At 72.5% G+C, this 19,114-nt stretch carries 20 protein-coding genes; 7 read left to right on the top strand and 13 right to left on the bottom strand.

Annotated features, from left to right (window positions below; all coding sequences use genetic code 11):
* Positions 1–51 precede the first annotated feature (51 nt).
* The 3 genes from ACF1AL_RS13925 to ACF1AL_RS13915 form a co-directional block, all read right to left on the bottom strand.
* The gene (locus ACF1AL_RS13925; RefSeq protein ID WP_366838829.1) at positions 52–777 is read right to left on the bottom strand and encodes a methionine ABC transporter permease; all 726 of its coding nucleotides are present in this window, start codon (positions 775–777) and stop codon (positions 52–54) included.
* Positions 774–1,808 carry a methionine ABC transporter ATP-binding protein gene (locus ACF1AL_RS13920; protein WP_384206319.1) on the bottom strand — a complete coding sequence of 345 codons (1,035 nt, stop codon included), beginning with the start codon at positions 1,806–1,808 and terminating at the stop codon, positions 774–776. Before ACF1AL_RS13920 ends, ACF1AL_RS13925 begins: the two co-directional genes overlap by 4 nt.
* 391 nt (positions 1,809–2,199) lie before the next feature.
* Positions 2,200–2,850: an HAD family hydrolase gene (locus tag ACF1AL_RS13915; RefSeq protein WP_391657763.1), complete on the bottom strand. Its 651-nt coding sequence runs from the start codon at positions 2,848–2,850 to the stop codon at positions 2,200–2,202.
* A gap of 214 nt (positions 2,851–3,064) precedes the next feature.
* Between ACF1AL_RS13915 and ACF1AL_RS13910 the strand changes: the two genes are divergently transcribed.
* Together ACF1AL_RS13910 and ACF1AL_RS13905 are read left to right on the top strand one after the other, a co-directional pair.
* Positions 3,065–3,424, top strand: coding sequence for a hypothetical protein (locus ACF1AL_RS13910; protein WP_391825992.1), 360 nt, complete (start codon positions 3,065–3,067; stop codon positions 3,422–3,424).
* Position 3,425: 1 nt separating this feature from the next.
* Positions 3,426–3,842 carry a hypothetical protein gene (locus ACF1AL_RS13905; protein ID WP_366838836.1) on the top strand — a complete coding sequence of 139 codons (417 nt, stop codon included), beginning with the start codon at positions 3,426–3,428 and terminating at the stop codon, positions 3,840–3,842.
* A gap of 1 nt (position 3,843) precedes the next feature.
* On the opposite strand, the gene ACF1AL_RS13900 is transcribed toward ACF1AL_RS13905, so the two are convergent.
* The 3 genes from ACF1AL_RS13900 to ACF1AL_RS13890 form a co-directional block, all read right to left on the bottom strand.
* On the bottom strand, positions 3,844–4,341 hold the full coding sequence (locus ACF1AL_RS13900; protein ID WP_391826117.1) for a GNAT family N-acetyltransferase: 498 nt from the start codon (positions 4,339–4,341) through the stop codon (positions 3,844–3,846).
* A gap of 57 nt (positions 4,342–4,398) precedes the next feature.
* Positions 4,399–4,890 carry a sigma-70 family RNA polymerase sigma factor gene (locus tag ACF1AL_RS13895; protein ID WP_391825991.1) on the bottom strand — a complete coding sequence of 164 codons (492 nt, stop codon included), beginning with the start codon at positions 4,888–4,890 and terminating at the stop codon, positions 4,399–4,401.
* Between the two features lie 68 nt (positions 4,891–4,958).
* On the bottom strand, positions 4,959–6,140 hold the full coding sequence (locus tag ACF1AL_RS13890; protein ID WP_384206311.1) for a glycerophosphodiester phosphodiesterase: 1,182 nt from the start codon (positions 6,138–6,140) through the stop codon (positions 4,959–4,961).
* 378 nt (positions 6,141–6,518) lie between these two features.
* Between ACF1AL_RS13890 and ACF1AL_RS13885 the strand changes: the two genes are divergently transcribed.
* A complete protein-coding gene (locus ACF1AL_RS13885; protein WP_391825990.1) occupies positions 6,519–7,193 on the top strand; it encodes a lysophospholipid acyltransferase family protein in 675 nt (224 codons plus the stop codon).
* Between the two features lie 98 nt (positions 7,194–7,291).
* Here the strand turns inward: ACF1AL_RS13885 and ACF1AL_RS13880 are convergent, their stop codons facing one another.
* The 5 genes from ACF1AL_RS13880 to ACF1AL_RS13860 form a co-directional block, all read right to left on the bottom strand.
* On the bottom strand, positions 7,292–8,809 hold the full coding sequence (locus ACF1AL_RS13880; RefSeq protein WP_391825989.1) for an MFS transporter: 1,518 nt from the start codon (positions 8,807–8,809) through the stop codon (positions 7,292–7,294).
* Positions 8,806–9,372, bottom strand: coding sequence for a TetR/AcrR family transcriptional regulator (locus ACF1AL_RS13875; protein ID WP_386912884.1), 567 nt, complete (start codon positions 9,370–9,372; stop codon positions 8,806–8,808). Before ACF1AL_RS13875 ends, ACF1AL_RS13880 begins: the two co-directional genes overlap by 4 nt.
* A gap of 85 nt (positions 9,373–9,457) precedes the next feature.
* Entirely contained in the window at positions 9,458–10,429 is a 972-nt protein-coding gene (locus ACF1AL_RS13870; protein ID WP_391780239.1) for an aldo/keto reductase, read from the bottom strand.
* A 59-nt stretch (positions 10,430–10,488) separates the two neighbouring features.
* Positions 10,489–11,916: an argininosuccinate lyase gene (gene argH, locus ACF1AL_RS13865; RefSeq protein ID WP_366838843.1), complete on the bottom strand. Its 1,428-nt coding sequence runs from the start codon at positions 11,914–11,916 to the stop codon at positions 10,489–10,491.
* Between the two features lie 119 nt (positions 11,917–12,035).
* The gene (locus ACF1AL_RS13860) at positions 12,036–13,238 is read right to left on the bottom strand and encodes an argininosuccinate synthase (protein WP_366838844.1); all 1,203 of its coding nucleotides are present in this window, start codon (positions 13,236–13,238) and stop codon (positions 12,036–12,038) included.
* A 179-nt stretch (positions 13,239–13,417) separates the two neighbouring features.
* On the opposite strand from ACF1AL_RS13860, the gene ACF1AL_RS13855 reads away from it, so the two are divergent.
* Together ACF1AL_RS13855 and ACF1AL_RS13850 are read left to right on the top strand one after the other, a co-directional pair.
* Positions 13,418–14,005 (top strand): pyridoxamine 5'-phosphate oxidase family protein, encoded by a 588-nt coding sequence (locus tag ACF1AL_RS13855; RefSeq protein ID WP_366838845.1) that lies wholly within the window; start codon positions 13,418–13,420, stop codon positions 14,003–14,005.
* A 3-nt stretch (positions 14,006–14,008) separates the two neighbouring features.
* Positions 14,009–14,710 carry a L,D-transpeptidase gene (locus ACF1AL_RS13850; RefSeq protein WP_391825988.1) on the top strand — a complete coding sequence of 234 codons (702 nt, stop codon included), beginning with the start codon at positions 14,009–14,011 and terminating at the stop codon, positions 14,708–14,710.
* On the opposite strand, the gene ACF1AL_RS13845 is transcribed toward ACF1AL_RS13850, so the two are convergent.
* Together ACF1AL_RS13845 and ACF1AL_RS13840 are read right to left on the bottom strand one after the other, a co-directional pair.
* Positions 14,704–16,203: a sensor histidine kinase gene (locus ACF1AL_RS13845; protein WP_391825987.1), complete on the bottom strand. Its 1,500-nt coding sequence runs from the start codon at positions 16,201–16,203 to the stop codon at positions 14,704–14,706. The genes ACF1AL_RS13850 and ACF1AL_RS13845 overlap by 7 nt on opposite strands.
* Positions 16,200–16,943: a response regulator transcription factor gene (locus tag ACF1AL_RS13840; protein WP_366838848.1), complete on the bottom strand. Its 744-nt coding sequence runs from the start codon at positions 16,941–16,943 to the stop codon at positions 16,200–16,202. The genes ACF1AL_RS13845 and ACF1AL_RS13840 overlap by 4 nt, the downstream gene beginning before the upstream one ends.
* 252 nt (positions 16,944–17,195) lie before the next feature.
* Between ACF1AL_RS13840 and ACF1AL_RS13835 the strand changes: the two genes are divergently transcribed.
* Together ACF1AL_RS13835 and ACF1AL_RS13830 are read left to right on the top strand one after the other, a co-directional pair.
* Positions 17,196–18,548, top strand: coding sequence for a ferric reductase-like transmembrane domain-containing protein (locus ACF1AL_RS13835; protein WP_386586139.1), 1,353 nt, complete (start codon positions 17,196–17,198; stop codon positions 18,546–18,548).
* 10 nt (positions 18,549–18,558) lie between these two features.
* Positions 18,559–19,062, top strand: a complete 504-nt coding sequence (locus ACF1AL_RS13830) for an FMN-binding protein (protein WP_366838850.1) — start codon at positions 18,559–18,561, stop codon at positions 19,060–19,062.
* Positions 19,063–19,114 lie beyond the last annotated feature (52 nt).

The raw sequence follows: 19,114 nt of genomic DNA, 5'->3' as shown, positions 1-19,114 counted from the left end.
TGCGACCCCGACATGGGTGTGCGGGGAGAACGGGGGGACCGTGCCGGGAGGTCAGACGGTCTTGCTGGTCGCGGTGGCGGCCTTCAGCAGCCGCAGCCGGGGGGCGGGGCCGGACTGGCCGCCGCGGCGGTGCAGGCTGCGGGCGAGGTGGTCGCCGGCGAACTGGATGAGGGAGATGACGACGGCGAGGATCGCGACGGTGATCCACATCAGGTCGGTCTCGAAGCGCTGGTAGCCGTAGCGGATGGCGATGTCGCCGAGACCGCCCGCGCCGACCGTGCCGGCCATGGCGGAGTAGCCGATGAGCGCGACGATCGTGGTGGTGGTGGAGGCGATCAGGGAGGGCAGGGCCTCGGGGACGAGCACCTTGCGCACGACGGTCCAGGTGGTGCCGCCCATGGCCTGCACGGCTTCGACGAGCCCGCCGTCCACTTCGCGGACACCCGTCTCGACGAGGCGCGCGAAGAACGGGATGGCGCCGATCGCGAGCGGCACGATCGCGGCGTCGCGGCCGATGGTGGTGCCGGTGACCCAGCGGGTGAAGCCCATCAGCGCGACCATCAGGATGATGAACGGCATCGAGCGGGCGATGTTCACGATCTGCCCGATGACCTTGTTCGCGACGACGTTCTGCAGCAGGCCGCCCTTGTCCGTGAGGACGAGCAGGATGCCGAGCGGGAGGCCGCCGACGATGGCGATGAGGGTGGACCAGCCGACCATGTAGAGCGTGTCCCAACACGCCTGCGACAGCAGCGGCTGCATCTCGGACCAGGTCACTTGGCACCTTCCTTCACCAGAGCGGGCTCCTGGCCCAGGACGTCGATCTGGAGTCCCTGCTCGCGCAGGAAGCCGATGGGCACGACGTTGTCCTCGTAGCGGCCGGGCAGCTCGATGCGCATACGGCCGACCTGCAGGCCGCCGACGGTGTCGATGGCGGCGCCGAGGATCGATATGTCGATGTTGTAGGTGCGCGAGAGCTGGGAGATGACGGGCTGGGTGGCGGCCTCGCCGTGGAAGGTGACGTCCACGACGGTGCGGTCGGCCGCGGAGGCCTCGCCGCCGACCGGGAACAGCGCGGTGGCGAGCTTGCTGCCGGGGGTGGCGAGCAGTTCGCCGACGGTGCCGGACTCGACGATGCGGCCCTTCTCCATGAGCGCGGCGGAGTCGCAGACCGTCTTCACGACGTCCATCTCGTGGGTGATGAGCAGGACGGTGAGGCCGAGCTCGCGGTTGAGGTCGCGCAGCAGCTGCAGGATGGAGCGGGTGGTCTCCGGGTCGAGGGCGCTGGTGGCCTCGTCGGAGAGCAGCACCTTGGGGTCGCCGGCCAGGGCGCGGGCGATGCCGACGCGCTGCTTCTGGCCGCCGGAGAGCTGGGCGGGGTAGGCGCCCGCCTTGTCGGCGAGGCCGACGAGGTCGAGCAGTTCGAGCGCCTTGCGGGAGCGGTCCTTGCCGGAGCGGCCGAGGATCTCCAGGGGCAGCTCGACGTTGTCCTGCACGGTGCGCGAGGACAGCAGGTTGAAGTGCTGGAAGACCATGCCGATCCGGCTGCGCGCCTGCCGCAGCTCACGGCCGGCCCGCTGGCCGCGGCCGGCGAGGGCGGTGAGGTCCTGACCGTCGACGGTCACGGTGCCGGAGGTGGGGCGCTCCAGCAGGTTGACGCAGCGGATGAGGGAGGACTTGCCGGCGCCGGACTGGCCGATGACGCCGTACACCTCGCCTTCGCGGACGTGCAGGTCGACGCCGGCCAGGGCGGTGACCTCGCGGCCGCGTGAGCGGTAGACCTTGGTGAGGCCCTGTGTCGTGATCACGTGGGGTTTCCGTCGCTGTCGAGTGCGCGGCACGTCGTGGGCGCCGGGCACGGGGCATGGATGGTCGAAGGCAGCCGGACGCGGCACGTCCTTCGGTGCGTGGTGCAGCCGTGGGGGTGGGAGTGTGCGCGCGGGGCGGGCTCGGCCGCCTGGGGCGGGACACGAGCGGGCTCTCGCTTCGGGGCGCGAGGCGCAGGTGGTGCGGGGGCCCTCTAGCAGGCGCACATTCGGCGCGGACGACACATACAACGAGCACCGGGCGTCATGGTCGCCTCGGTCGCAGGGGTGCGGTCGCTCGTCGTGGTCATGCGATCAGTAAAGCAGACGGACGCTCCTGACCGGTCATCACTGTCCGGATAGTGGACACACGTGGACGGGCGCCGGGCGCGGGTCAGGCCCGGACGGCGATCTCCACGCCCTCGTCGGTGACCAGCACGGACAGCGCGGAGAGGTCGTCGACCACGAGATCGGCGTCCAGCTCGTCGGCGCGGTGGGTTGTGGCCAACGCCACGCAGGTCATCCCGGCGGCGCGTCCGGCCTGCAGGCCGGCGGGGGCGTCCTCGAAGACCACGCAGCGGGCGGGGTCGACGCCGAGGCGGCGGGCGGCGAGCAGGTAGGGCTCGGGGTCGGGCTTGCCGCGGGTGATGTCGTCGGCGGCGATGAGCGTCTTGGGCAGGATGCCGACGGCGTCCAGGCGCGCCTCGGCGAGCCGGCGGGTGGCGGAGGTGACGACCGCCCAGCGCTCGGCGGGCAGCGCGTCGAGGAAGTCCTTCGTGCCGGGCAGCAGACGCACGCCGCCGTCGGCCACGTCGTCGACCTCCAGCTGCTCGACCCGGGCGACGGCCTGCGGCACGAGGCCGGCGGGCAGCAGGTCGGCGACTATCTCGGCGGCGGGCCGCCCGTGCAGCTCCACGCGCGCGAACGCCTCGGCGGTGATGCCGTACTCCCCCGCCCACCGCGTCCAGCACCGCCGGACGGAGTCGAGCGAGGAGACGAGAGTGCCGTCGTTGTCGAACAGAAGCGCCTGCGCATGAATCGTCATGGTCTAGACCCTACGGCGCCGACACACCTTGCCGGACCGGGGCCCGGCCGCGCGGCCCGGGGCCGCCGATGGCCGCTCACGGGAGGCCGGCCATCGGCGAGTGGCGGCACCGGTTGTGGCGGCGGGGGTGGACGGCGGGCTGGTGACCGGGGAGGAGGGGCGGGACGGGGAGGGTGGGGGCGGGGGTTCGTTTCGGGCGTAATAAAGTCGCTGCATGCTTGATGTCCTGACCCTGGTGACCGGGGTCGCCGCGCTGCTGCTCGCCCTCTGGTGCGGCTGGGCGGCCTACCGTGACCAGCCGACGAAGGACTGGCACTTCATCGGCATGGCCGTGGTCTCGGTGCTGGCGGTGATCCAGCTGGTGGTCGGGATCGTGCAGCTGGCGCGGGGCGAGAAGCCGGAGCAGGGCACGACGATCTTCGTGGCGTATCTGCTGGGCGCGTTCGCGTGCGTGCCGGCGGCCGGGTTCATGTCGCTGGCCGAGCGCACCCGGTGGGGCTCGGTGACGGTCGCCGCGGGCGGTGTGGTCCTCGCCGTGCTGGAAGTGCGGCTCTACGACATCTGGGGAGGCTGAGATGACGGCGGTGCAGGAGAAGCCGGCCCGGCTGATCAGCGGGCCCGGCATGCTGCTGGTGTGGCTGTACGGCGTGATGGTGGTCGGCGCGGTGTCGCGGTCGGCGTACCAGATCGCGACCGAGTTCGACCGGGCGCCGCTCGCCTACTCGCTGTCGGCGGTGGCCGGCGTGGTCTACGGCTTCATCACGTACTCGCTGGTGCGCGGCGGGGAGACCGCCCGACGGGCCGCCCTGTGGTGCTGCGCCGCCGAACTCGCCGGCGTGCTCACCGTGGGCACCTGGACCCTGGTCGAGCCGTCGGCGTTCCCCGACGCGACCGTGTGGTCCGACTACGGGATGGGCTACCTCTTCATCCCGGTGCTGCTGCCGCTCTCGGCGATCTACTGGCTGCGCAGGTCACGGCAGCAGCAGCCCTGACTCACGCCGTCTGCGCGTACACCCCGGCCGGCTTCTCCAGGACGATCATCGGGACGCCGTCGGTGCCCTCGGCGGTGCCGACCGCCTGGTAGCCGACCTTGCGGTACAGTCGCAGGCCGCCCTCGCTGCGGTGCCCGCTGTGCAGCCGGAAGCGTGTGACACCGTGCTGTTCGGCGAGCGCCGTCTCCGCCGTGCGCAGCAGGCGGGCGCCGATGCCGTGGCCCTGCAGCCGCGGGTGGACGCACAGTTTGCCGATCGAGGCGGTGCCGTCCCCGGCGACCTGGCCGCGCACCGAGCCGATCACCTCCTCGCCGAGCCGTGCCACGAACACGCAGTCCCGGGCGACCTCCTCGCGCACCGAGTCCAGGGGCTGGACGAGCGGGTCGATGCGGTAGTTGCCGTAGAGCGCGGCCTCGCTCTGGAAGCACAGGTACTGCAGCCTGAAGATCTGCTCTGCATCCTGCTCGGTCGCCGCAGAGATGGTCACGCTCATGCCCATGTGCGCATGCCTCCCGCTCACCTGATCACCTGTCGTCCCCCACTCCTATCCCCGCGGTCACCGGGCCGCAACCTCCCCTGCGAGCAAACGACGCAGACATCCCAGACATCTGGAGCGTTCCGGGCCGAGACTGCCCTGTGAGATACCCAACTCCCCCGCGATCTCCCGGTAGGTGAGGTCCCGCGGCGACAGCAGCGCCTCCAGCAGCCGCGGGCACCGGCCGGGCAGCCGCCGCACCGCGGCCCGCAGTGCCCGGCCCCGCGCGGCGCCCAGCGCCAGCGCTTCCGGACCGGGCTCGGCGCCGGCCGGCTCACCGTCGTGGGCCCTCTCCCGGCGCGCCGTGCGGCGGGCCCGGCGTGCCTCGGCGCGGACGGCGCGGCGCAGCCAGCCGTGCGGGTCGGGCGGCGGGCCGGCGGCGGCGAGGCGTTCGAGCAGCCGCAGCCAGACCGCCTGCTCCAGGTCGGCCGGGTCGCCGGCGCCGGCGTGCGCTTCCGCGCCGGCCTCGGCGGCGAGCAGCGGGCGCAGCGTGGTGAGCAGGTCGTGCGTCATGTCCGGCACGACGCGGCCGCCCGGGCGCGGGTTGCCCGGGCGGCCGTGAGGTCACTCCAACGAGTCGGTCAGCCGTTGACGAAGTCCTCGCGGGCCAGCAGTCCGGTGTCGGGGTTGTCGGTGAAGACACCGTCGATGCCGGTGGCGAAGTAGGTCCGGAAGGCGCCGAAGGCGTCGCCGTAGCCGTCGGGGTCGCTCCCCTTGCGGAAGCTCGTCGGCAGGAAGGGGTTCTCGTTGCGCATGGTGTACGGGTGCAGGATCAGCCCCACCTTGTGCGCGTCGGCGACCAGGGTGGTGGGCTTGGTCAGGTTGCCGCTCGCGTCCTTGGGGATGACCAGGTCGAGGGTGGGGCCGATGCCCTGGGCGTACCCGGCGATCTCGCGCAGCCCCTTGGGGGTGATCAGGTCGGCGACCGTGCGCGGGTCACCGGCCTCCACGAAGTCGTACGGGCGGCTGTTCGCCGACGACAGCAGGACGACCAGCGGGTTGTCGACGAGCTTGTTCAGCCGCTGGATGCTGGTCGGCTCGAAGGACTGCAGGATGACCGGCGAGGTGCGCTTGTCCTTGCCGTGCCGGTGCAGCAGCTTGGCCACCCGCTCCTCCAGGCCGAGGCCGAGCTTGCGGAAGTAGGTGGGGTGCTTGGTCTCGGGGTAGATCCACACCTGCTTGCCGCGCTTGCGGGTCTGCTCGTCCTGCCACTTCAGGACCTCTTCGAAGGTGGGGATCTCCCAGCGGCCGTTGTAGAGCGTGTTGTGCGGCCGGTTGGCGGGGATGCGCTCGATCGCGCGCAGCGTCTTCAGCTCGGCGAGCGTGAAGTCCTCGGTGAACCAGCCGGTCGTGGGGACCCCGTCGAGCGTCTTGGTGGTCCTGCGGTCGGCGAACTCGGGGTGGTCGGCGACGTCGGTGGTGCCGCCGATCTCCGGTTCGTGCCGGCACACCAGGTGGCCGTCCCTGGTGGGCACCAGGTCGCCGGCCTCGACGATGTCGGCGCCCAGGTCGAGGGCGAGCTGGTAGGAGCCGAAGGTGTGTTCCGGCCGGTAGCCGCTCGCCCCGCGGTGCCCGATGATCGTCGGCACGGGCAGGCTCTTCAGTCCGCCGCCGTGCCGTGCGGCACCGCCGGCCGCCCGCGCCGTGCCGGACAGCCCGAGCACGGAGGCGCCGGCGCCGAGCACGGCGGCCCCGAGGAGGGCCCGGCGCCCCGTCCCCCCGCTGGTGTGCTCCCCGGTCTCCCGCGACTGCTGTGTCCCCATCTGCGTCCTCCTGCCCCTTCGGTGTCCCTGCGCCGCGATCGTAGGGGCGTGCACATGACGAAGGGGAGGCCTCGGCCCGAACACACGGATGACTGCGGATGTCGTATTTCGTTTCCCCCCGCGTCTGCTGACTCCGCGTCGGGGTAGCCGAACGGTGTCCGGGTGACCCCCGTCGGAGCAATCGGGTCCCTTCCCGGTGAGCCGTCGGTCACATCGTCGCCCGTGCGTCACACGCCGGTCACACGGCGGCTTCGCAGGTGAACTCGCGTCAACAGTGCGTAAGACCTCGGTGAACCCGATGTGCGCCGGGGCGGTGACCGCGAGTATCGTCCTCACCTGCACAGACTCATACCGACTCCCTTGACACCGGAGGGCCCGTTGTCCCGCTTCGCGATCATCAAGGCAGTGCTCGGACCGGTCATGCGCCTGATGTTCCGTCTCCGGGCCGAGGGCGCCGAGAACATCCCGGGCGACGGTCCGGTCATCCTCGCCGGCAACCACCTCACCTTCATCGACTCGATGATCCTGCCGCTGGTCTGCGACCGGCAGGTGTTCTTCATCGGCAAGGACGAGTACGTCACCGGCAAGGGCGTCAAGGGCAGGCTGATGGCCTGGTTCTTCACCGGGGTCGGCATGATCCCGGTCGACCGCGACGGCGGCCGCGGCGGTGTCGCCGCGCTGATGACCGGCCGCCGGGTGCTGGAGGAGGGCAAGGTCTTCGGCATCTACCCCGAGGGCACCCGCTCGCCCGACGGGCGCCTGTACCGGGGGCGCACCGGCATCGCGCGGCTGACGCTGATGACCGGGGCGCCGGTGGTGCCGTTCGCGATGATCGGCACGGACAAGCTCCAGCCCGGCGGGTCGGGGATGCCGCGCCCCGGGCAGGTGACGGTCCGCTTCGGCGAGCCCATGGAGTTCTCCCGCTACGAGGGCATGGACCGCGACCGGTACGTGCTGCGGGCCGTGACGGACTCCGTGATGGCCGAGGTCATGCGGCTGTCGGGGCAGGAGTACGTGGACATGTACGCGAGCAAGGCCAAGGAAGCGGCCTAGTTTTCTGCGCCGGTTCGCCCACCCGCCGTTGCGGTTTCCGCCGTACGGCGGGTGCGGCTTTGTTGTGGCTGGTCGCGCAGGTCCCCGGGGCCCTCGGGTCAGCTTCCCAGCCGTTGGCCGCGCAGCATGAACCAGGCCGCTGCCGCCGCCGTCAGCAGGACCGCCGCGCCGACGCCCGAGGCGAGGGCGAGGCCGTCCACGAAGGACTGGCGGGCCGAGTCCAGCAACGCCTGTGCCGTGTCCGCCGGCAGGCCGTGCGCCGCCTCCAGCGCGCCGCCCAGTGACTCGTGGGCCGCGGCCGGGGTGCCCGCCGGGGACGGGAAGCCGCGGTAGACGCCCGTCACGATCGAGCCGAGGACCGCGATGCCGAGGGCGGCGCCGAGTTCGTACGCCGTCTCGGAGACCGCGGAGGCCGCGCCCGCCTGGTCCTTGGGGACGCTGGAGAGGATCACGTCGGCGGTCACCGTGAACGAGAAGCCGGCGCCCACGCCGACGACCAGGAGCACGGCGCCGAGGACAGGGTAGCCCGTCGACTGCCGCAGCAGGGTCAGCGCGGCCAGCGCGAGGCCGACCGCGGCCAGGCCGCCGGAGACCACGGTGCGCACCGTGAAGCGGCGGGCGGCGCGGCCGGCGACCAGACCGGCGGCCACCGCCCCCACGGCGGCGGGGAGTTCGGCGAGGCCCGCCTCGAACGGGCGCCTGCCCTGGACCAGCTGCAGGTACTGCGACAGGAAGAACACCAGCCCCGACATGCCGAGGACGGTCAGCAGGTCGGCCAGCACGGCGCCGCTGAAGCCGCGGCTGCGGAACAGCCGCATGTCCAGCAGCGGGGTCGGCATCGTGAGCTGACGCCGGACGAAGCCGTACAGGGCGGCCGCGCCCAGCAGGCCCACGGCGAGCGCCGGCCAGGAGAAGCCGTGCGACGCGGCCTCCTTGACGGCGTACACCACACCGATCATGCCGAGCAGCGACAGCACGACACTGCGCAGGTCCCAGGGGCCCGGGTGTGGGTTGCGGGACTCGGGCAGGGTGCGGATGCCGACGAGGACGAGCACCGCCATCACCGGCAGGTTGATGAGGAACACCGAGCCCCACCAGAAGTGCTCCAGCAGGAAGCCGCCCGCGATCGGGCCGACGGCGGTGCCGGCGGAGGCGGTGGCGCCCCAGATGCCGATGGCGAGGCTGCGCTCGCGCGGGTCGTGGAAGATGTTGCGGATGAGGGCGAGGGTGGCCGGCATCAGGGTCGCGCCCGCGACGCCGAGCAGCGCCCGCGCCAGGATCATCAGCTCGGGTGTGGTGGCGTAGGCGTTGAGCACGGAGATCACGCCGAACGCGGTGGCACCCACGAGCAGAATGCGCTTGCGGCCGATGCGGTCGCCGAGGCTGCCCATGGAGACCAGCAGGCCGGCGATGACGAAGGAGTACACGTCGCCGATCCACAGCAGCTGGGTGCCGGACGGCTCGAGGTCTTCGCTGATGTAGGGGGTCGCGAGGCCGAGGACGGTGGCGTCCACGGCCACCAGCAGCACGGCCAGGACGAGGACGGACAGCGCGAGCCAGCGGCCCGGGCGCTTCACCGCCTCCGTCGTGCCGGCCGGCTGCAGGGTGCTGGTCATGATTCCTCTCTTCTGATCGGGTCGTTGCGTCGTACGCCGCCGAGCAGCAGCTCGACGATCATGTGCGTGAAGTCCTTGGGGGCCACCCGGCCCTCGGCCACCGCCCAGGCGCCGGAGGCGAGCAGGCCGTACAGCGCCTCGGTGAGCCAGACCGGGGTGAGGTCGATGCGGAACTCGCCGCTCGCCTGGCCGCGCCGGAACAGGGCCGTCATGCGCTCGTCGATGCGGGCCCAGCCGGCGTTCTGCTCCTCGCCCTCGAACAGCTGGTTCTCCGTGTAGAGGAAGGCGAGCAGGCCGGCGGCGGGTTCGATCTCCCGCACCAGCCGGTGGACGGCGTCGGCGGCGGGGCCGTCGTCGAGCCGGGCCGCGTCCAGGGCGGCCTCGCACTCGGCGATGCCGAGCGCTTCCAGCGCGCGCACCAGCGCGTCCCGTCCGGCGAACTGCCGGTGCAGGGTGGCGCGGCTGATCCCGGCGGCCTTGGCGACCTCGTCCATGGTCGCGGTGGATTTGCGGGTCAGCAGGGCAGCGGCGCTGCGCAGCACGTGGTCACGATCGACAGCCATGAGACAACAATAGACCATGTGAGACATTGATGTCTCAAAATAGGCGTGCGTGACTCACCCAGTGGGCTGTTCGGAACGGTGCGGCTCAGTGCCAGGGCAACCGGCTGCGCTGCTCCCAGTAGGCGCGCGGCTCCTCGGTCAGGGCGGTGAGCCGGGCGAGCTGCTCGTCGTCCAGGTCGACGGCGGGGGCGTGCAGATTGGAGGCGAGCTGCTCGGTGGTCGCCGCGCCGGAGAGGACGACCCCGGCCCAGGGCTGGCGCAGGACGAACGCGAGGGCGACCGCGTCGCAGCCGAGGCCGGCGGACGCGGCCACGTCCCGCAGGGCGCCGGGAGCCTGCGGACCGGCGAGGCGCCCGTTGGCCATGCCCTCCTTGACGATCACGGTGAGCCCGGCGGCGTGCGCCTCGGCGAGGGCGGGCCCGGCCGAGGTCTCCAGCAGGTTGAACGTGGACTGGACGGTCCCGAAGAGCGGCTCGCCGTCGACGGTCACGGCGAGCGCGGCGCGGATGGCGTCGGCCTGGGCGGGACCGCTGGTGGAGAAGCCGACGGTGACGCCCCGCGCGGCGGCCTCGGCGAGCCGGGCGTGCAGGTCCTTGTCGGCGAGGGCCGGGCTGTCCGGGGTGACCGAGTGGATCTGGTAGAGGTCGAGCCGGTCCCCGAGCAACGCCTCGGTCTCGGCGCGCTGCCGCTCGTAGGTGGCGAGGCTGTGGTCCTTCACCTCGTGCCGCTCGGCGTCGGTGGTCCAGCCGGCCGTGTAGGTGTAGCCCCACTTGCTGCCGACGACGACGTCCGTGGCGTCGGGCCTGGCCTTGAGCCAGTCGGCGAGGAACTCCTCGGAGCGGCCGTAGGAGCGGGCCGCGTCGACGTAGCGCACGCCCTGGGCGTAGGCGGCGTCGAGCAGTTCGTGGGTACGGGCGCGCAGGGCGTCGACGCTGCGGTCGTCCGGCAGGTCCCGGTCCCGCCCGAGGTTGATGTACCCGGGCCGCCCGACGGCGGCGAGACCCAGCCCGAGGTGGCAGGTGGGCGTCGTGGCGGTCGCGAGACGTGCGAAGGGCATCGCGGGCTCCGTTCGGATCGGCCGGCTGCCGGTCCAACGTACCCCGCGATGCCCGCGCGTCACTTCTTGGCGTGCGCCCACTCCTGCTGCGCCGCCACGTCCGCCTTGAGCTCGGCGAGCTGCACGGCGACGGCGCTCGGTGCGGTGCCGCCGCGGCCGTTGCGGGAGGCGAGGGCGCCGGGCACGTTGAGGACCGAACGCACCTCGGGCGTGAGGTGGGCGGAGATCTTCGCGAACTGCTCGTCCGTGAGGTCGTCCAGCTCCTTGCCCTCGGCCTCGGCGACCTTGACGCACTCGCCGGCGACCTCGTGCGCCACCCGGAAGGGCACGCCCTGCTTGACCAGCCACTCGGCGATGTCGGTGGCCAGGGAGAAGCCGGCCGGGGCGAGCTCCTCCATGCGCTCGCGGTGGACCGTCAGGGTGGCGATCATGCCGGTGAAGGCGGGGAGCAGCACCTCCAGCTGGTCGCAGGAGTCGAAGACGGGCTCCTTGTCCTCCTGCAGGTCGCGGTTGTACGCGAGCGGGAGCGCCTTGAGGGTGGCCATCAGGCCGGTCAGGTTGCCGATGAGGCGGCCGGACTTGCCGCGCGCCAGCTCGGCGATGTCCGGGTTCTTCTTCTGCGGCATGATCGACGAGCCCGTGGAGAAGGCGTCGTGCAGGGTCACGAAGGAGAACTCCTTCGTGTTCCAGATGATGATCTCCTCGGCGATCCGGGAGAGGTTGACGCCGATCATCGCGGTGATGAAGGCGAACTCGGCGACGAAGTCCCGGGAGGCCGTGCCGTCGATGGAGTTGCCGGCGCTGCCGTGCTCGAAGCCGAGGTCCTTCGCGACCGCCTCCGGGTCCAGGCCCAGGGAGGAACCGGCCAGGGCGCCCGAGCCGTACGGCGAGACGGCCGTGCGCTCGTCCCACTGGCGCAGCCGCTCGGCGTCCCGGGACAGGGACTGCACGTGCGCGAGGACGTGGTGGGCGAAGAGCACCGGCTGGGCGTGCTGGAGGTGGGTGCGGCCGGGCATGGCCACGTCCGGGTGGGCCTCGGCGAGGCCGATCAGCGCCTCCTGCAGCTCGGCGATCAGGCCGCCGATGATCCGGGCGTGGTCGCGCAGGTACATCCGGAAGAGGGTGGCGACCTGGTCGTTGCGGGAGCGGCCGGCGCGCAGCTTGCCGCCGAGGTCGGGCCCGAGCCGCTCCAGCAGGCCGCGCTCCAGGGCGGTGTGCACGTCCTCGTCGGCGATGGTGCCGACGAAGGTGCCGGCGGCCACGTCGGCCTCCAGCCGGTCGAGCCCGGCGATCATCCGGGTCAGCTCGTCCTCGGTGAGGAGCCCCGCCTTGTGCAGCACGCGCGCGTGGGCACGCGAGCCGGCGATGTCGTACGGCGCGAGCCGCCAGTCGAAGTGGACGGATGCGGACAGCTTCGCCAGGGCGTCGGCGGGACCGTCGGCGAAACGGCCGCCCCAGAGCCGTACGTCACCGCTGTTGCTGCTCACTGCGTTGCTCCTCGAGAAGGTACGGATGTGCCACCGCCTCCCCACACTTCCAGGCGGGGAGGCGGCTGTCAGGCAGATGCGGGTGAGGTGAACCCGTACGGGGTCAGGCGAGGTCTGCGTCAGGCTCCGCCTGCAAGATCACGCCGCGCGGCGATCTTCGACGACAGGCTGTAGATGTCGATGAAGCCCTTGGCCGCGGACTGGTCGAACGTGTCGCCCGTGTCGTAGGTGGCGAGGTTGAAGTCGTACAGCGACTCCGTGGAGCGCCGGCCGGTGACGACCGCGCGGCCGCCGTGCAGGGTCATCCGGATGTCGCCGGTGACGTGCTGGTTGGCCTCGTTGATGAAGCCGTCCAGGGCGCGCTTGAGCGGGGAGAACCACTGGCCGTCGTAGACCAGCTCGCCCCAGCGCTGCTCGACCTGCCGCTTGTAGCGGGCCAGCTCGCGCTCGACGGTGACGTTCTCCAGCTCCTGGTGGGCGGTGATCAGGGCGATCGCGCCGGGGGCCTCGTAGACCTCGCGGGACTTGATGCCGACGAGGCGGTCCTCGACCATGTCGATCCGGCCGATGCCCTGGGCGCCGGCGCGCTCGTTGAGCTGCTGGATGGCCTGCAGCACGGTGACGGGCTTGCCGTCGATGGCGACCGGGACGCCCTCCTTGAAGGAGATGATCACCTCGTCGGCCTCGCGGGCGACGGCCGGGTTCTGGGTGTACTCGTAGATGTCCTCGATCGGGGCGTTCCAGATGTCCTCGAGGAAGCCGGTCTCGACGGCGCGGCCGAAGACGTTCTGGTCGATGGAGTACGGGGACTTCTTGGTGGTCGCGATCGGGAGGTTCTTCTCCTCGCAGAACGCGATGGCCTTGTCCCGGGTCATCGCGTAGTCACGGACCGGCGCGATGCACTTCAGGTCGGGGGCGAGGGCGACGATGCCGGCCTCGAAGCGGACCTGGTCGTTGCCCTTGCCGGTGCAGCCGTGGGCGACCGTGGTGGCGCCGTGCTTCTTCGCGGCGGCGACGAGGTGCTTGACGATCGTCGGCCGGGACAGGGCGGAGACCAGCGGGTAGCGGTCCATGTAGAGGGCGTTGGCCTTGATCGCCGGGAGGCAGTACTCGTCGGCGAACTCGTCCTTGGCGTCGGCGACCTCGGCCTCGACGGCACCGCAGGCGAGCGCGCGCTTGCGGATGACGTCCAGGTCCTCGCCGCCCTGGCCGACGTCGACCGCAACGGCGATGACCTCGGCGCCCGTCTCCTCGGCGATCCAGCCGATGGCGACGGAGGTGTCCAGACCGCCTGAGTAGGCGAGTACGACGCGCTCGGTCACGGGTTTCTCCTCACAGTGCATTCGCTGACATGCATGAGTATGCAGAACTCTGCATGGTTCGTCAATCCACCCCTCTCACGGCTCCGGAATCGCCCACGCGGCGGACCCGGCGAAGCTCACCGAAACGGACCCGGAAATTCCTTAGACACTCGAACGATCCTGGTCGATAATCGTTAGACATGGGAAAGACTTATGAGCGCATCGACGGCAGGCTCCGCACGTTCATCGAGGAGCAACCCCTCTTCTTCACCGCGACCGCCCCGCTCGGCGAGGACGGCACGATCAACCTCTCCCCCAAGGGGCTCAAGGGCTCCTTCGCCGTGCTCGACGAGCACACCGTGGCCTACCTGGACTTCGCCGGGTCCAACGCCGAGACCATCGCCCATCTGCGGGAGAACGGCCGGATCACCCTGATGTGGTGCGCCTTCCAGGGCCCGCCGAACATCGTGCGCGTGCACGGCCGGGGCGAGCCGGTCTTCCGCGACGACCCCCGCTTCCCCGAGCTGCTCACGCACTTCCCCGGCATCGACCCCGCCCCGCACGGCCTGCGCGCGGTCATCGTCGTGCACGCCGAACTGGTCCGCGACACCTGCGGCTACGCGGTCCCGTTCCTGTCCTACGACGCCGAGCGCGACCTGCACGCCAAGCGCTTCGCCCGGGAGGACGACGCCTCGCTGAACGCGTACTTCACCAAGAAGGAGCACATCGCGACCAGCCTGGACGGACTGCCCGGGCTGCCGCTGCCGCTGCCCCCGTCTACGGTCTGAGCCATGCGCCCCCGTGCCGTCGCCGTCGCCCTGTCCTGTGCCTCGCTGCTCGCCCTCGGTGCCGCCCCCGGCGGCGAGGCGCCGCTGCCCGAGCGGATGCGGGACACCGGCGGCGGCACGCAGCTGATCGTCGCCCAGGCGCCTGACACCGGCTCGACGAGGGGCACGGTCACCTGGTGGGAACGGCGCGGCGGGCGGTGGGCGCGGGTCGGCTCGGCGCCCGCGCGGTTCGGGGCGAAAGGGCTCGTCGAGGGCGCCGAGCGGCGCCAGGGCACGAACACCACGCCCACCGGGTTGTACGACCTGCCCTTCGCCTTCGGGGTCAAGGCGGCGCCGAGCGGCACGCGGATGCCGTACCGGCCGGTGCGGCAGGACTCCTGGTGGTGCCAGGACAACGACTCCCGTTCCTACAACCGGTGGAGCGAGCCGTTGGCGTCCGACTGCCGGGCCGCCGAGTCCGAGCACCTGGTGGCGTACCGGACGCAGTACGCCTACGCGCTCGTCGTCGGGTTCAACTACCGGGCGCCGGTGCGGGGGCGCGGCGCCGGCATCTTCCTGCATGTCCACGGGCGTGGGGCCACGGCGGGATGTGTGTCGGTACCGGAGGCCACGATGCGGAAGATCCTGCGCTGGGCCGTGCCGTCCCGGAAGCCGCACATCGCCGTGGGGACGGTGGACGGCGCCACGGCGGTGACACGTTACTGAGGGTGCCGTGCGCGGTTGTTCCCCGCGCGCCTTTCGGTGGGCACACGCACCGTGAACGTCGTCGAACCCGGCCTGCTCTCCACCTCCACGCCTCCCCCGTGTGCCCGCACCACCGCCGCGACGATCGACAGGCCGAGGCCCGCGCCGCCGCCGGGGGCGTTCGTGCGGCGGTGGTCGGCGCGGGTGAAGCGTTCGAAGACGTCCGGCTGGATGGCGGCGGGGATGCCGGGGCCGTCGTCGTGGACCGTGAGGACCGCGTCCGGGCCGTCCGCCGACAGGGACACCGTGACCTTCGTACCGGCGGGCGTGTGGCCGCGGGCGTTGGCCAGCAGGTTGGCCACCACCTGCTGCAGCCGGTGGGCGTCGCCCGTGACCGTCACCGGCTCCTCCGGCAGGTCGAGGGCCCAGCGGTGGCCCGGTCCGGCGGCCCGCGCGTCGGTCACCGCGTCCAGCACCAGCCGGGTGAGGTCGACCGGGCGGCTCTCCAGCGGGCGCCCCGCGTCCAGGCGGGCCAGCAGCAGCATCTCGTCGACCATCTCGCCCATGCGGGACGACTCGGCGGCGATGCGCTCCAGCGCGCGGGTGACCTCGGGCGGGACGGGACCGGGGTGGAGCAGTGCGAGCTCGGCGTGCCCGCGCACCGAGGCGACGGGCGTGCGCAGCTCGTGGCTGGCGTCGGCGGCGAAGCGGCGCAGCCGTTCCTCACTGGCGTGGCGTTTGGTCAGCGCGTCCTCGACGTGGCCGAGCATGCGGTTGAAGGCGGCGGCGACGCGCCCCACCTCGCCGCGCGGGTCGGCTTCCGGCGCCCGCGGCGGCAGCGCGACCTCGCCGCTGGCCAGCGGCAGTTCGCTGACCCGGGTGGCGGTGGCCGCGACCCGGCTGAGCGGGCGCAGCGACCAGCGCACCCACAGCGCCCCGGCCACGCCGGTCGCGGCGAGGGCGACGCCGAAGACGATCGCGGCGACCGCCTCCAGCCGGTGCACGGCGGCCTCCACGGGCTCCAGCGGCAGCCCGGTGATCAGCACGTCGCCGTCACGGCCGGGGCTCGCCACGACCCGGTAGTCGTCCAGCGCGGACAGGTGGACGCTGTGGCCGCGTCCGTCGGCGGGTACGGCGGCCAGCTTCTGCCGGTCGCGGGCCGAGAGGGGCACGCCCAGGTCCGTCGTGGCGTCGCCGGGGCGGACCACCGCCGCGTTGACGACCGTGCCGTTCACCAGGCGGGCGCCGAAGGTGCCGGTGGCCTGGCGGCGGGTGTCGCCGTGCTCGTCGCCGTCGTGGTCGTCCGGTTTCTGCCCGGCGTGCTCCAGGCTGGCCGGGAAGCGGCTGCCGACGTCGGTGAGCTGCTGGTCGACGCGGCGGGTGAGGAAGCCGTTCAGCTCGATCACCGCGGCCACGCCGACCGCGGCGCAGCTGATCGCCAGCAGCACCACCAGCCCGGCGGTGAGGCGGGCCCGCAGCGTCCGCGGCCAGGGCACCCGCGGCCGCCGGCTCACGAGGTCACCGGCTTGAGCACGTACCCCGCGCCGCGCACGGTGTGGATCATCGGCTCCCGGCCCGCGTCGACCTTCTTGCGCAGGTAGGAGATGTACAGCTCCACGACATGGGCGCGGCCGCCGAAGTCGTAGGACCACACCCGGTCGAGGATCTGGGCCTTGCTGAGCACCCGGCGCGGGTTGCGCATGAGGAAGCGCAGCAGCTCGAACTCGGTCGGGGACAGCTCGATCAGCTCGCCGGCGCGGGTGACCTCGCGGGCCTCCTCGTCCATGACTAGGTCGCCCACGACGAGCTGGTCGCCCTCCTCGCTCTGGCGGGCCATGCCGGCGCGGCGCAGCAGGCCGCGCAGCCGGGCGACGACCTCCTCCAGGCTGAACGGTTTGGTGACGTAGTCGTCCCCGCCGGCGGTGATGCCGGCGATGCGGTCCTCCACGGCGTCGCGCGCGGTGAGGAACAGCACGCACACGTCCGGGCGCACCTCGCGCAGGCCGCGCAGCACGGCGAAGCCGTCGGTGTCGGGGAGCATCACGTCCAGGACGACCGCGTCGGGCAGCAGGTCGCGGGCGGCGGCCAGCGCGGCCGCGCCGTCCCCGGCCGTGCGGATCTGCCAGCCCTCGTAGCGCAGGGCGCCGGAGAGCACCTCGGCGAGGTCGGGGTCGTCGTCGACGACGAGGACGCGCAGGGGCGTGCCGTCGGGTCGGGTGAGGGCGGGGCGGCCGGAGCGGGTGGTGGTGTTCATGGCTGTCTCCAGGATCGCCCCTCGCGCGGGCGCCGGGTGTCCCGGGCGGCTCTGAGTTTCCTTTGAGTGCGCGCTGAGGTCCCCGTTTCAGAGGGTCCTCAGAGGTTCGCCCCGCACAGTGGCGTACCGGACGGGGGCGCGCTGCGAGCGAGCGCGCGCCCCGAAAGGGGGCGCTCACTGCTGAGGCGTACGCCCCGCACGGGGGCGCATTCCGCACGGTACGCGCCCCGGACTGGCGAAAGGAATCGACGGATGACGACGGTGGACGAGCGGCGGGTCGCCCCGCACGCGGCGCCGCCCGCCCGGCCCTCCCCCGCGGCCGGGGTGCTGGCCGCGCTGTGGGCGGGGGCCGCGGCGGTGATCGCGCTGTGGTGGTCGGACACCGCGTCGGTGGTCGGCGCGGCGGGCTGGCTGACCGGGGCCGGGCGGATCGCCGGGCTGCTGTGCGGGTACGCCTGCGCGGTGCTGGTCGCGCTGATGGCCCGGGTGCCGCTGCTGGAGCGGCGGATCGGCTCGGACCGGGTGGCCCGCTGGCACGCCATGGCCGGCCGGTACACGATCTGCCTGCTGCTCGCGCACGTCGTGCTGATCCTCCTGGGGTACGCGGCGCAGGACCGCGCCTCGCTCCTGCACGAGGCGGTGACGGTGGTCCTGGACTACCCGGACATGCTGAAGGCCACCGCCGGGACGGTGATCCTGCTCGCGGTGGGCGTCACCTCGGCGCGGGCGGTGCGGCGCCGCACCGGCTACGAGTTCTGGTACTACGTGCACCTGCTGACCTACGCCGCCGTGTTCCTGGCCTTCGGCCACCAGCTGACCCTCGGCAACGACTTCCACGGCAAGCCGGTCGCGACCGCCTTCTGGTACGCCCTGTACCTGGGGGCCGCGGCCCTGGTGGTGTGGTTCCGTCTGCTGACCCCGTGGCGGCTCAACGCCCGCCACCGGCTGCGCGTGGAGTCCGTGCAGCCCGAGGCGCCGGGCGTGTACTCGGTCGTCGTACGGGGGCGGCGGCTGGACGAACTCGGGGCGCGGCCGGGGCAGTTCTTCCGGTGGCGGTTCCTCGCCCCGGGCCTGGCGTGGACGTCGACGCCGTACTCCCTGTCGGCGCCGCCACGCGCGGAGCGGATGCGGATCACGGTGAAGGCGCTCGGCGGCCACAGCGCGGCCGTGGCACGACTGCGGCCCGGCACCCGGGTGTGGGCGGAGGGGCCGTACGGCGCGCTGACCGCGGACCGGGGCACGGCGGCGAAGTCGCTGCTGATCGCGGGCGGCGTCGGCATCACCCCGTTGCGCGCCCTGTTCGAGACGCTGCCGGGCGAGGTGACCCTGCTCTACCGGGCGCGCCGGGCCGAGGACCTGGCGCTGGGCGGCGAACTGGAGGCGCTCGCGCGCTGGCGCGGGGCGCGGGTGCGGTACGCGCTCAACGGCCCGCACGGCGAGCGCCCCGACCTGTCCGCCGCGGCGCTGCGCGCCGCCTTCCCCGACCTCGCCTCCCACGACGTGTACCTGTGCGGGCCGCACGGCTTCGCCCAGGACCTGTACCGGGAGCTGCGCGCCGCCGGGGTGCCGGACCGGCGTATCCACCACGAGTCGTTCGAGCTGTGAGGGCCCTTACGTGCACGCGCTGAACAAGAACCGCCCGCTGCGCCGGATCGTGCTGGCGAGCGCCGCCACGGTCTCCGGGATGGTGCTGCTGCTGTCGCTGAAGCCGCACGCGAGCCCGGCCCTGGCCACCACCTCCCCCAAGGCGGTGGTCAGTTCGCCCGCCACGCCCGGCGGCTCGGGCGGCAGCGGAAGTACAGCCGGCTCGGGTGGCTCCGGCGGTTCCGGCACCACCACGGGCACGAAGTCCGTCACCGGCGACTCGGTGGACACCCGTTGGGGCCCCGTGCAGGTGCGCGTCACCGTCACGGACGGCAAGCTGACCGACGTCACCGCGGTCGCCTACCCGACGGAGAACCCCCACGACCAGGAGATCAACAGCTACGCCATCCCCCAACTGCGGCGTGAGGCACTGGACGCGCAGAGCGCGAACATCGACTCCGTGTCCGGCGCCACCTACACCAGCGACGGCTACAAGCAGTCGCTGCAGTCCGCGCTGGACTCGGCGGGGCTCTGAACACTCCCGTGGGGCGGCACGTATGTGTGGGCCAAGGGTCCCGTCCCCCCGG

Source organism: Streptomyces sp. NPDC014801, from assembly GCF_043082085.1.
Taxonomy (GTDB): Bacteria; Actinomycetota; Actinomycetes; order Streptomycetales; family Streptomycetaceae; genus Streptomyces.
This window is presented reverse-complemented; position numbering and strand designations above follow the sequence as displayed.